The organism is Bacillus pseudomycoides DSM 12442, from assembly GCF_000161455.1.
Classification (GTDB): domain Bacteria; phylum Bacillota; class Bacilli; order Bacillales; family Bacillaceae_G; genus Bacillus_A; species Bacillus_A pseudomycoides.
In genome coordinates this window covers 3611494-3624433 of the sequence record NZ_CM000745.1, presented here as the reverse complement: position 1 = coordinate 3624433, position 12940 = coordinate 3611494, and the positions used below count along the sequence as shown (strand labels likewise).

The 12940-nt window shown below is 36.4% G+C and carries 14 protein-coding genes; all 14 read right to left on the bottom strand.

Features of this window, described 5'->3' with window-relative positions:
- Positions 1-165 precede the first annotated feature (165 nt).
- Positions 166-522 (bottom strand): cytochrome c550, encoded by a 357-nt coding sequence (gene cccA / locus BPMYX0001_RS18415; RefSeq protein WP_003200671.1) that lies wholly within the window; start codon positions 520-522, stop codon positions 166-168.
- 385 nt (positions 523-907) lie between these two features.
- Positions 908-2029, bottom strand: coding sequence for an RNA polymerase sigma factor RpoD (gene rpoD, locus BPMYX0001_RS18410; protein ID WP_003200669.1), 1122 nt, complete (start codon positions 2027-2029; stop codon positions 908-910).
- Between the two features lie 59 nt (positions 2030-2088).
- Positions 2089-3885: a DNA primase gene (gene dnaG / locus BPMYX0001_RS18405; protein ID WP_006095997.1), complete on the bottom strand. Its 1797-nt coding sequence runs from the start codon at positions 3883-3885 to the stop codon at positions 2089-2091.
- 38 nt (positions 3886-3923) lie between these two features.
- Positions 3924-4382, bottom strand: a complete 459-nt coding sequence (locus BPMYX0001_RS18400) for a YaiI/YqxD family protein (RefSeq protein ID WP_006095996.1) — start codon at positions 4380-4382, stop codon at positions 3924-3926.
- A 377-nt stretch (positions 4383-4759) separates the two neighbouring features.
- Positions 4760-5572, bottom strand: a complete 813-nt coding sequence (locus BPMYX0001_RS18395) for a pyruvate, water dikinase regulatory protein (RefSeq protein WP_003200663.1) — start codon at positions 5570-5572, stop codon at positions 4760-4762.
- Positions 5573-5601: 29 nt separating this feature from the next.
- The gene (gene ccpN / locus BPMYX0001_RS18390) at positions 5602-6234 is read right to left on the bottom strand and encodes a transcriptional regulator CcpN (protein ID WP_026008574.1); all 633 of its coding nucleotides are present in this window, start codon (positions 6232-6234) and stop codon (positions 5602-5604) included.
- A gap of 107 nt (positions 6235-6341) precedes the next feature.
- Positions 6342-7088, bottom strand: a complete 747-nt coding sequence (gene recO / locus BPMYX0001_RS18385; protein WP_016116361.1) for a DNA repair protein RecO — start codon at positions 7086-7088, stop codon at positions 6342-6344.
- A 33-nt stretch (positions 7089-7121) separates the two neighbouring features.
- Positions 7122-7265: a YqzL family protein gene (locus BPMYX0001_RS31170; protein WP_000883924.1), complete on the bottom strand. Its 144-nt coding sequence runs from the start codon at positions 7263-7265 to the stop codon at positions 7122-7124.
- A gap of 109 nt (positions 7266-7374) precedes the next feature.
- Positions 7375-8280, bottom strand: coding sequence for a GTPase Era (gene era / locus BPMYX0001_RS18380; RefSeq protein WP_018765845.1), 906 nt, complete (start codon positions 8278-8280; stop codon positions 7375-7377).
- On the bottom strand, positions 8273-8671 hold the full coding sequence (locus BPMYX0001_RS18375) for a cytidine deaminase (protein ID WP_006095994.1): 399 nt from the start codon (positions 8669-8671) through the stop codon (positions 8273-8275). Before BPMYX0001_RS18375 ends, era begins: the two co-directional genes overlap by 8 nt.
- A gap of 103 nt (positions 8672-8774) precedes the next feature.
- Entirely contained in the window at positions 8775-9128 is a 354-nt protein-coding gene (locus BPMYX0001_RS18370) for a diacylglycerol kinase family protein (protein WP_033799103.1), read from the bottom strand.
- Complete coding sequence (gene ybeY / locus BPMYX0001_RS18365) at positions 9125-9595, bottom strand: rRNA maturation RNase YbeY (protein WP_018782551.1); 471 nt, start codon at positions 9593-9595, stop codon at positions 9125-9127. Before ybeY ends, BPMYX0001_RS18370 begins: the two co-directional genes overlap by 4 nt.
- Positions 9592-11736 (bottom strand): HD family phosphohydrolase, encoded by a 2145-nt coding sequence (locus tag BPMYX0001_RS18360; RefSeq protein WP_033799707.1) that lies wholly within the window; start codon positions 11734-11736, stop codon positions 9592-9594. The genes ybeY and BPMYX0001_RS18360 overlap by 4 nt, the downstream gene beginning before the upstream one ends.
- Positions 11737-11979: 243 nt before the next feature.
- The gene (locus BPMYX0001_RS18355) at positions 11980-12939 is read right to left on the bottom strand and encodes a PhoH family protein (RefSeq protein WP_003208528.1); all 960 of its coding nucleotides are present in this window, start codon (positions 12937-12939) and stop codon (positions 11980-11982) included.
- Position 12940: the final 1 nt, after the last annotated feature.

Here is a 12940-nt window from a genome sequence, read left to right as displayed (position 1 = left end):
ATTTACAGTAGTTGTTGCAAGTAAAGAAACAAAACAATTCATTTATTTCATCGTATTTTAGATTGAAAGAAAAAACAAGCTCCCTGCTATAAGCAAAGAACTTGTTTTATCGGTCGTATTCCACTACATGCGAATCATACAATTCTCACGGATTAAAGGTTCACTTTATTTTTTCTTTGATAACCAATCAGCTACTTTAGAAGCCTGATCTGCTGGGATTATATTCGCTGGCATATTTCCTTTCCCTTTTGTAAGCACTTCCTTAATTTCATCTTTGGAAAGTTTCCCACCAACTTTTTGTAAGTTAGGACCTACTGCACCTTGCAACTGATCACCATGACAGCTCGTACAACTTTGTTTCACAATATCTTCTGGTTTCGATGCCGTTTGTGCAGGTTTCCCACCATTTTTTGCATCAGCAAGCTCTTTAGATTTATGTAACCCCTGAAACGAAAATACAAACATAATGATAATGCCCAGTGCTGCAATAAGAGCGAATGGAATCAACGGATTACGTTTCATATCTCTTCTCCCCCCTCTACACCCCCGAATAGTTAGATGATTCAGTCACTTCTATTGTACTTGAAAACGTTCTATCAGAAAAGACAAAACTATCAGTTGTTAAAAATATTCCATAAATTCAGTTTATTGATTCTCTTCCTTTTATCCCATATTATTTTGATAAATATCAACGCTTCTCATCATATTTTTTGTTTTTCTACATATATTTTTGTATAGAATAAACGAAATTAATCGAAAAATCGAAAAATGAGCATTTGCAAATCAAAAGACAATTCTGTAAAATAAATTACAAGAATTGTAATCGTTACTGGCAGCTAAATTTTAACAAAAATTAACAAAATAAAAAAGTTTACTTCACAAATGTGAAGTAAACTTAAAAAGAACCCTATTCTAAGAAATCTTTTAAACGTTTGCTACGGCTTGGATGTCTTAATTTACGAAGCGCTTTTGCTTCAATTTGACGAATACGCTCTCTCGTTACGCCGAATACTTTCCCAACTTCTTCAAGCGTACGAGTTCGTCCATCATCTAAACCGAAACGAAGACGTAGAACATTTTCTTCACGATCTGTTAGTGTATCTAACACATCTTCTAATTGTTCTTTTAGCAATTCATACGCTGCATGGTCCGCAGGTGATGTTGCTTCTTGGTCTTCAATAAAATCGCCTAAATGTGAGTCATCCTCTTCACCAATTGGTGTTTCAAGAGAAACTGGCTCCTGTGCAATCTTTAAGATTTCGCGTACTTTTTCTGGAGCAAGATCCATTTCTTCTCCAATTTCTTCTGGAGATGGTTCACGTCCTAAATCTTGTAATAATTGACGCTGTACACGGATTAATTTATTAATTGTTTCAACCATATGAACGGGAATACGAATTGTTCTCGCTTGGTCTGCAATGGCACGTGTAATCGCTTGACGAATCCACCAAGTTGCATACGTACTGAATTTAAAACCTTTACGATAATCGAACTTTTCAACAGCTTTAATTAAACCCATGTTTCCTTCTTGGATTAAGTCTAAGAAGAGCATACCACGGCCTACATATCGTTTTGCAATACTTACAACAAGACGTAAATTCGCTTCCGCAAGACGGCGCTTCGCTTCTTCATCACCTTCTTCAATGCGGGTTGCAAGTCGAATTTCTTCTTCAGCAGATAGTAGATCCACACGGCCGATTTCTTTTAAATACATGCGAACAGGGTCATTGATTTTCACACCTGGTGGCACACTTAAATCATTTAAATCGAATTCTTCTTCTGTCTTTGTGATTTGGTGATTATTCGGACCTTCATCGTTGTCGCCAACTAAATCAATTCCTTGTTCACCTAAATATTCATAATATTCATCCATTTGATCAGATTCAATTTCAAATCCATTCATGCGTTCTGCAATCTCTTCATATGTAAGAACGCCACGTTTTTTTCCAAGCTCAGTGAGTTGTTCTTTCACTTGCTCAAGAGTCATATCAGTTTCAATTTGTTTAGAACGAGCTGGTTTATCAGCCATCTGTTCCCCTCCTTACGCGAGATACAAACATTCATTATAATAAAATTTTATACAAAAAGCTATCTTCTTGCTTTCTGATTTTGTAAATATGCTACATAAAATTTTGCAGCTTCTACTGGATCTGTTTTTTCCATTTGCTTTAATGCAAAAATGGTTTCCATCTTTTTAAGCTTTTGCTTGTGGCGGCTTAGCGCCTCTAAGTGACCTTGCAATATTTCATCACTGTATTCTGGATTAATGAATTCATCCGTTGAAATATTGGTGATAATATTTTTCAATTTCTCATCAGAGAGCCAGCTCAAGAAATTCCCGACTGAAGGTTCATTTCCCTTTTCATAATATGCATATAGTTCATATAAAATCCCTTTATGTTCTTCCGTATGAAAATCTTCTATATGAGGTTCAATACGGAAAGCAACTTCGGCACTTTGTAACATATGGTAAATGAGCTCTCTTTCTGCCCTTTCAAAACCTGAAAATTTCGGTTTTGCCTGAACAATTTGAGGCGGCTTAGAAATTTGTTTCGTTTGTTTTTGCTGTATCTTTTGTTCTTTGCGATATTGGTGCAATTGACCTAAAAGTGTTTCCATTGAGTAAGAAAATTCTTGCGATAATGATTTTAAATACGACTCCGCTTGCATTGCATCTTGCAATAATGCTAGCTCTTTTAAAACACTTTTCACATATTCTTCTTTACCAGACTCATCTTGCAAATTTTTCCCTAAACGCAAGTAATTTATTTTGAATCCAACAAAACTTATACTAGCCTTTACAAGATTTTCAAACGCCGCTGTTCCATATTGTTGCACATATTCATCAGGATCAAGCTTATCTGGCAATGAAGTAACCTTCACATGACAACCAACTTGCGATAACAATTGTCCTGCTTTCATCGTCGCTTCTCGTCCTGCTTTATCACCATCATAGCAAAGAACAACAGTTTCAACATTACGCCGCAGAAGTTTTGCCTGTTCTTCTGTTAAAGCTGTTCCCATCGTCGCAACTGATTCTTCAATCCCGCTTTTTACAGCAGCTAATACATCAGCATATCCTTCAAATAGAACAACTTGCCCTCGTTTTCTGATAAACGGTCTTGCTTGATGGAAGTTATACAGCAATTTGCTTTTGTAAAAAATAGGTGTTTCTGGGCTGTTTAAGTATTTCGGAGTATCATCCCCCAACGCCCTTCCACTAAACGCTGCGACTTTTCCTTGTAGTGTGTGAATGGGAAACATAACCCTTCCGCGAAAACGGTCATGGTGACTGCCATCCCTTTCACTCCGCACAAGCAAGCCAGCTTGCTCCATGGTCGATAACGAAAAACCTCTTTTTTGTAATATTTTTGCTGCTGCATCCCAACCTGGAGATGCATAACCAATTTCAAACTTTGCAATCATCTCTTTTGTAATACCTCGATTTAGTAAATAAGAAAGAGCTACATTTCCCTCTTCAGTATTTACTAAAAGATGGTGATAGTATTTTTTCAAAAGTTCGTGAGCCTGTAACATAATGACACTGTCATCAGATATGTCCTCTTGTTGATCTTGTCCTGATGTATAATCTACAACCGAAATATTATTTCTTTCTCCTAGCTTTTGCACAGCTTCTATGAAAGAGAGCCCTTCCATCTTCATGAGAAATGAAAAAACATTTCCTCCCTCTCCACATCCGAAGCAATGAAAAATTTGCTTGTCTAATGAAACAGAAAATGAAGGTGAATTCTCACCGTGGAATGGACAAAGCCCAAAATAATTGCGCCCTTGCTTTCTGAGCTGAACATACTCACCAATCACTTCTACAATATCAGATGATGTCCGAATCTGTTCAACAACTTCTTCGGGAATTCTGTTCCCCATAACTCCATCTCCGTGTCGTATTTTGTATTCGATACAAATTAAAGGATTCCTTTATAATTCGACAATATTTTTTCTAAATTTATTAAAAAGCATTGTCGATCATGGGTTGAAAATGCTTTTGGACCTTTTGTGTAGGTCCCTTGTCTGCGTAACTTCGCAGATACATACCTACTATATAAAATTGTATCCATTTGCTCATCAGTCACAAATGTACCTCGTGGAGATAATACATATACTCCCTTTTTTACAAGAAGACCAGCAAGTCCCATATCCTGTGTGATTACGTGATCTGAAGCTTTGGCGTGTTTATAGATATAAAAATCCACCTCATCTTGCTCAGAATCCACATATATCCAATTCCCTTGCTGTTTTTTCGAACGATGGGCGTAGGATGCGACAAACAAAATTTCGACATGGAATTTTGTTCCAGCTTGCACAATTTCATCCTTCACAGGACATGCATCTGCATCAACTAGAATCTTACTGATGTTTTGCATATTTCTGTATTCTACATCCCTTCTGTGAATCCTTCCATAATGTGCGTTTTCTTGTCCAGATTTTTGTCGATTTTACGTAAATGCATACCTTTTCCGTAAATCCTATCCCTAGTTTATTCTGAAAAATTAAAGTCTAAACGTAAAATGTACCTTTTTATCACAATTTTTTATTATAATATATTTTCTCTAACTTCGCTACATATCCTTTAAAATTTTATCCGGCTATTCACGGGCAGTAATACTCCCGATTAAAGTAAAAGGTTAAGCGGGGGACAACCTACCCGTAAAAGCCCAAATAGTAAAAGATGAAGAACTCCACTGATTAAAGTTTTTCTTTATCTTGAGCGAAAAAAGCACATTCACCCTTGGTAAATGTGCTAAAACATTTTTTGGTTTTGCACTGCATTCACAATAATATTCGCTGTTTCCTCAATTGCCTTATTTGACACATCAATAACTTGACAGTTTATTTTACTTACTACCTTCTCAAAATGATCAATTTCTTCTTTAATACGATTGATGTTCGCATATGTTGCTCCATCACTTAACCCAAGTGATTTTAATCGTTCTTTTCGAATGTGATTTAACTTATCCGGTGTAATTTTCAAACCGAAACATTTCTCTTTTGCAACTTGATATAATTCTTCAGGCGGATCCACTTCTGGTACAAGTGGTACGTTCGCAACCTTCAATCGTTTATTATGAGCTAAATATTGTGAAAGTGGCGTCTTTGATGTACGTGATATCCCAATTAAAACGATATCAGCTTTTAAAATCCCACGTGCATCTCTACCATCATCATATTTAACAGCAAACTCAATTGCTTCAATCTTTTTAAAATATTCTTCATCTAATCTACGAACAACACCAGGTTCATACCTTGGAACTTGTCCTGTAATCTCTTCGATTTGATCGATAAGAGGCCCGATAATGTCATATGCCTCTACACCCTCTTTTGCCGCTTCTGCTAACAAATACTGACGCATTTCTGGTTTTACTAACGTAAAGCAAATAAGCGCTCGATTACTTTTCGCAATTGAAATTACCTCTTTTAATGTCCCTGTATCTTCCACATACGGTACACGTCTAATATCAGGAGCAAATGGAAACTGTCCCATTGCAGCTCGAACAACTAAATCAGCCGTCTCTCCAACAGAGTCAGATACGACATATACGATTTTATTATCCATTACATTACCTCACTTTAAACAAATTACACTTATTCATTGTTTACTAAATTTACAAACGCACGCGTAATATTTGTTTTTGTAATTCGACCAACAACTTCTAACCCTTGTTTCGTGTCTTTTACCACTGGTACAGCATCAATCTGTCTTTCTATTAATTCCATCGCAACATCATATAGAGAATCCTCTCTACGGCACATTGCGATGTTTGGCATCCTTGTCATGATAATATTAACCGGAAGCGATGTTAAATCCTGCTTTCCTAAGCTTGCACGTAATAAATCTTTACGAGAAACTACCCCAACTAGAAGCGTCGCTTGATCTACAACAAATAAAGTACCAACATCTTCTAAAAACATGGTACAAATCGCATCGTATACGGAAATATTTTTATCAATTACAACCGGTCTAGATTGATAATCTTGTACCTTAACTTTCTTAACAGCTTCTGATAATAACTGTCCCCCAGTTTTCCCTGTATAAAAATAACCGACACGTGGACGTGCTTCTAAATAACCTGCCATCGTTAAAATCGCTAAGTCAGGTCTTAATGTTGCACGTGTTAAATTTAATTGTGCCGCAATTGATTCCCCTGTAATAGGACCGTGATCTTTTACAATCTGAATGATATGTTCTTGCCGTTTATTCAGTTCTATGATAATCACCACCTTCAATGCAAAACGAAAAAAGTTATACTATCTCTTAAATATTATATACTAAATATGCTTTTTGAAAAAGAAAGTATGTAAAAAGGACCTATATATGGTCCTCATTATATTTGAAATTTATCAAGTTGTTCAAGAAAACGCCTTGATTTCAAATAGATTCCGCAATATTCATCATAATATGTATTTAATACTGTACGTATTTGCCGCTTCGTTCCATCCTTAACAGATACATTACCAAGGCGAGCTAAATCAAAATGATAAAAGAGACGTAGCAATTTATGAACAGCCTCTCCCACCGGAATACGGTATGGATCTTGCTGCGCATGACGCGAGCACAGAAAACCGCCTTCTCGGACAGAGAAGGCGACAAAATCTGCTTCTTGGTGACAAATTGCACATGTATCAAAGTATGGATGCATCCCTAGTACTGGGAGCATTTTCGTTTGATAAATTAAAGACAATACTTCAGCATCAACACCCTCACACATATAGTGCAACGTTTGATGTAACATTTCAAATAAATACGGATTATGTTTCTTATCTTCAGTTGCTTTATCGGTCAATTCCACGATAAATGATGCATAAGCAGTTAAAAATATATCTTCACGAATTTCTTTCATAGATGAAATTATTTCACCTTGCTGCAAAGTCCCAAGTCCAGACCCCATTTGAATCAGAAAGTGACCGTGCATCATAAGTTGCGAAATAGATGCTAACCTACTTTTCGGTTTTTTCGCCCCTCTTGCCATTGCACTTACCTTTCCAAGCTCACGGGAAAATATCGTAACAATTTTATTCGTTTCTCCGTAATCTGTTGTCCGGATGACAATTCCCTCAACTTTTTGAAACATGTTTGTCACCATCCAAGGTTTGAACAAAACGGGTCAAGAAATTGGAGAATCTAGATGCGCTAGCTCCTCTTCATGTTGATCCATCTCATCGTTTACGTCTTTTTCCATTTCCTTCAAAAGCAAATACGTTTCAATGCTTCCTGTTTTGGAGAAAAACTTCCAGGTAAAATCTAGCATAAGAATCCACCTTTCTCAGTAAGCGTAGCATATAAACCAATTTCTTTTGTTGTTATTAAAATGACCCATTTTGTCCATTTTCATGTGAGAAAAATTTTCCTAATTTCTATTAATACTCATCTTCACGGAAGCCAAGATCGCGAAGTTGTGACATTTTATTACGCCAATCTTTTTGTACTTTTACCCACACTTCTAAGAATACTTTTGAACCAAGAAGTGCTTCAATATCAAAGCGAGCTCGTTTTCCAACTTCTTTCAGCATCTTCCCTTGTTTTCCGATAATAATTCCTTTTTGCGATGGACGCTCTACAATAATTGTCGCATTCACATAGACCGCTCCACCTTCACGCTTTTGAATCGCATCAATCACAACCGCTACCGAATGTGGTACTTCCTCACGTGTTAAATGAAGTACCTTTTCACGAATAAGCTCAGCAATAATAAATCGCTCTGGATGATCCGTTACTTGGTTGTCTGGATAGTATTGTGGTCCTTCAGGTAAATATTTTTTAATCGCACCGATTAACGCCTCAACATTATTACCATCCAATGCAGAAATCGGAACAATTTCTGCAAATTCATGTAACTTACGATATTGATCAATTAATTCCAGCAATTGTTCCGGATGAACTTGGTCAATTTTATTGATTACTAGAAATACCGGTTGCTTTGTTTCTTGTAATTTTTCGATAATAAACTCTTCACCACGACCAAAACCTTCAGCAGCATTGACCATAAATAATACAATGTCAACTTCTTTTAATGTCGTTTGTGCCATCTTCACCATAAAATCGCCTAATTTATGCTTCGGCTTATGTATTCCTGGCGTATCAATAAAGATAACTTGTGAGTCATTTTCTGTGTATACACCTTGAATTTTATTACGAGTTGTTTGTGGTTTATCGCTCATAATTGCAATTTTTTGACCGATAATTCGATTTAAAAATGTAGACTTTCCAACATTCGGTCTTCCAATTATAGAGACAAAACCTGATTTATAACCTTTTCTATTCATGTAAATCCTCCGCTAAAAATGCTCCTGGTAACAATTCTCCAACTGTTGTCTCCTGAACGTCACCATGTAAATTTGATAAGTATACTTTCGTATCCTGTTTACATAATTCTATCATAACTTGACGGCACGCTCCACAAGGAGGTACTGGACGCTTCGTATCCGCTACTACCGCAATGGCTACAAATTCTTTATCTCCTTCAGAAACTGCTTTGAATAAAGCTGTTCTTTCTGCACAATTACATAATCCATATGATGCATTTTCAACATTACATCCTCGGTATACTTTTCCATCTTCCGTTAATAATGCTGCACCTACTTGAAACTTAGAATATGGTACATACGCTTGTTTACGCGCTTCGATTGCTTCTTGAATTAATTCTTTGCTGTTCATGCTCTCGCATCCTTTCCATTCACAATTGTGAAAAGATAAAATGAAACTTTCATTAACGGCGTTCTTAACGCTACCAAAGCATAACAAAAGCTTTGGAATGCAACTATACCATATAAGGTAAAAAGATAATAGCACCAATTATAACAGCTATAACAGTAAATAATAGCACTGCACCAGCAGCAACATCCTTTGCAATTTTCGCAAATGGTTTAAAATCCGCTGTGACTAAATCAACTGTTTTTTCAATTGCCGTATTGACCATTTCCAAACCCATGACAATTCCAATTGTAATGAGTAATATGAGCCATTCCGTTCTCGTTACACGGAAATAAAAGCCGCAGCATATAACAATAACTGCGGCCAAAAAATGAATTTTCATATTTCGTTCGTGACGAAGACAAAAGTATATACCAGCTATAGCATATCCAAAACTATTTATAAGTTTTCCCTTTTTCATCTACCTAATCCGAACGCCTCTAAAATTTCTTTTTGCTTTCCAAACATTTCTTGTTCGTCTTCATCTGTCATATGATCATAACCAAGTAAATGCAAGAATCCATGCAACGCTAAAAATCCTAATTCACGATCAAAGGAATGCCCATATTCTTCAGCCTGTTCTTTCGCTCTTGGAATAGAAATAATAAGATCTCCTAGCATACGCGGCATTTCCGCGCCAACGATCTCCATCTCTCCTTCTCCCATATCCTCCATTGCAAAAGAAATAACGTCTGTCGGTTGATCTTTGTCGCGATAATCACGATTAATTTCTTGAATACGTTCATTATCAACAAATGTAACAGAAAGCTCTGTTCCATCTTCTACGTTCTCCATTCGTGCAGCTTGCTCTAGCAAATCGCAAATCATATTCACATATTCTTCTTTCACTTCTTCTGTTTCATCAAAAAAATCTATTAATAAACTCATTCTGTCCCCTTTTCTTCCGGCGGTTCCGGATATTTAATACGAGAATGAAAAATACCATTTAACGTTTCACATAAAGTTTTCCCAACAATTTGTAATTCTTTAAATGTCAAATTACATTCACTAAATTGTCCATCCTGCAAACGATCTTTTATAATACTTTGTACTAAATTATTAATTTGTTCTGGTGTCGGATGGTTCATAGAACGCACTGCTGCTTCGACGCTATCCGCAATCCCAACAATTGCAGACTCTTTTGACGTCGCTTTTGATCCTGGATAACGGAACATTTTTTCTGTATATCTCTCTTTATCTTCTTTAATCGCTTTATAGTAAAAATATTTAAGTAATGTCGTTCCATGATGCTGTCCTGCAATATCAATAATTTCTTGCGGAATATGGTGTTCTTCTAACATTTTTACTCCATTTGTCACATGAGCAATAATAATATCTCTGCTCATTTCAGGATCTAATTTATCATGCGGGTTTTCAATCCCCATTTGGTTTTCTATAAAGAAATGAGGCTGCACTGTTTTCCCAATATCGTGATAATACGCACCAACACGTGCTAAAACTCCATTTGCTCCAACAGCCTCACAAGCTGCCTCAGAAAGGTTAGCAACCATAACGCTATGATGATATGTTCCCGGTGCTTCTAGTAAAATTTTACGAAGGAGCGGATGATTCGGGCTTGAAAGCTCCATAAGCTTCATACTTGATACAATTCCAAGACCACTTTCTAAATACGGTAAAATCCCCATAGCTAAAATGGATGAGATGATACCAGAAGCAGCAGCCATTAATAATTGTGAACCAATTTCAAGCGGCGAGAAGTTTCCATTACGCAAAAGTAATAGCGCAGCTAATACAACTACATTTAGAACAGAAACAAGGATGCCCGCTTGTAAGATCATCGAACGGCGATTTTTCTCTCTCAAAAAGATACTAACCGATAACGAGCTTAATAAAACATAAATACCTACACTATAATTCAGTGTACTCGTTACACCTTCATTAAACATAATACTCCCACATACAGAGAAGATCATACTTGTTATAAAAACAAAACGATCACCAATCATTAATTTTACTAGTATTGTTCCCATCGCGACCGGAACAACATATGCGATACCGGCATATTCCAACTTTTGAAACAAACTAATGATTTTCATCAAAACGACTGTAATCGCTACAATTGTTGTATAAGCTAAAATATATGGTTTTTCTTCTCTTTTCAATTTTAAAAACGATTCAAATTGCTTATGCATAAAGAATAGGAGTACACCAATAATGATTGCTAATCCTACAAATGGCTGAAATGTATTTCCTTGTTCAAGAAGCCCAACTAATTTCAATTGATCATATACTTCTCTTGTAATCGTGTCGCCTTCCTTCACAAGAATTTGCCCTTGAAGAATATAAACTGGCGCAACTGCATCTTCCGCTACTTTTTTCCGGTCTTTTGTAGCAGTTGAATCATAGAAATAATTTGCTTCAATTGCATATTTTCCAAGTACGTTAAGTGCGTCTTTTAAATCGCTATTCACATTAACATTGCGTATTTCATTGACAAATCGTTCTCTCGCATCATTTTCTTCATTCATTTTAATGTGAGTACTCATAATATTATTAATCGCTGTTACCATAGCATCTCTTGCTAATGACAATTGACCTGGTTCAGCATTTACAAACTGTAACAACACAGAATCAGATAAACTTTTTGTTAAATCTGTAGGCAATTTCTTCTTTAATTTCTCCAATCGTTCTGCAGCAGAAATCCTTTTCTGTTCATCAGGACCAGCAGCCTTCGTGTCAGCTTCCACTTCTTCTATCGCTAAAAAGACAGAGTTTACAATATCTACTTTATTTTGCTTGTATTCACTTCGATATGTATATTGGTCCTCTACCTTTTGAGCAGCTTCTCTCTTCTTTCTATCCGTCGTTACTTTATCTTCGATTTTGATAGGAGAGTGGATTGTTTGTTTCGAAATAGATAGCATTTTAACATCTAGTTGCTCTGGTTTCACATTGTTCATGAGTGCAAAAAACAGTACCGCTCCTAATAAAATATAAGAAATCCAACTTAATTTTTTCGAATGTTGTATGTTACGAAACCACCTAGAAATTTCTTGAGATCTTGACATGATTTCAATACCTTCTCCTCTCCAGACATAAAGTGAATCTTTAATCAACGGGAGTTTTTTATCCCCACCAATGATTAACCCCCACCAATCGGGCTTTTTATAAGCAGGCTTCTACATTGCACTGCACATTCACAAGTAAATGAATCTACTTGTCCACCCTTTAATGATAGTAAAAAATAGGCTATTCGCCAACCCTTTCATCTATCTCTACCATACAAAAAGAAATGATCCTTACAAATAGGATCATTCCATTTTATCATATGCCTCGATAATCCGCTGCACAAGGGGATGTCTTACAACGTCCGATTGCTCTAATTTAACAAATGAAATCCCTGATACACCTGATAGAACATTCGCAGCAATTGAAAGCCCCGACTTTACCCCCTTCGGTAAATCAACCTGCGACGGATCGCCAGTAACAACCATTTTCGAACTAAAACCTAGGCGAGTTAAAAACATTTTAATTTGAGCACCAGTTGTATTTTGAGCTTCATCTAAAATAACGAAAGAATCATCCAGCGTACGTCCCCTCATATATGCAAGAGGTGCAATTTCAATCGTTCCTCTCTCTAGCATACGCTGTGTATATTCTTGCCCAAGAATATCATGAAGCGCATCGTATAAAGGACGTAAATAAGGGTCTACCTTTTCTTTTAAATCACCTGGTAAAAAACCTAAGCTTTCCCCTGCTTCTACAGCTGGTCTTGTTAAAATAATCTTTTTTACATACCCTTGCTTTAATGCTCGTACAGCCATTACCACAGCTAAATATGTCTTCCCTGTACCAGCAGGCCCTATTCCAAATACAATATCATTCTTCTTCATCGCATGAATGTACTGTCTTTGACCCATTGTTTTCACACGGATGGATTTACCTTTTGCTGTTTTAAAGATCTCCTCTTCATATAGCTCTTCAAAATGAGTTATTTTCCCTTGACGGCCAAGCTGAATTGCATATGCAACATCTCGTTCCGAGATTGATACACCTTTACGAATAACAGCAAGTAATTGCTGTAAAATTTTTTCAACAAGCGCCACGGTTTCATCTGTTCCAGATACACGAACAGATTCACCTCGCGTTACGATAGATACGGCAAGTTCTCGTTCAATTACTTTTAAATGTGCATCATTCACTCCAAATAGAGCAATTGCTTCATTAGGATTTTCCACTTGTTGATTCATTTCTATTAATTGTTCTGCCATT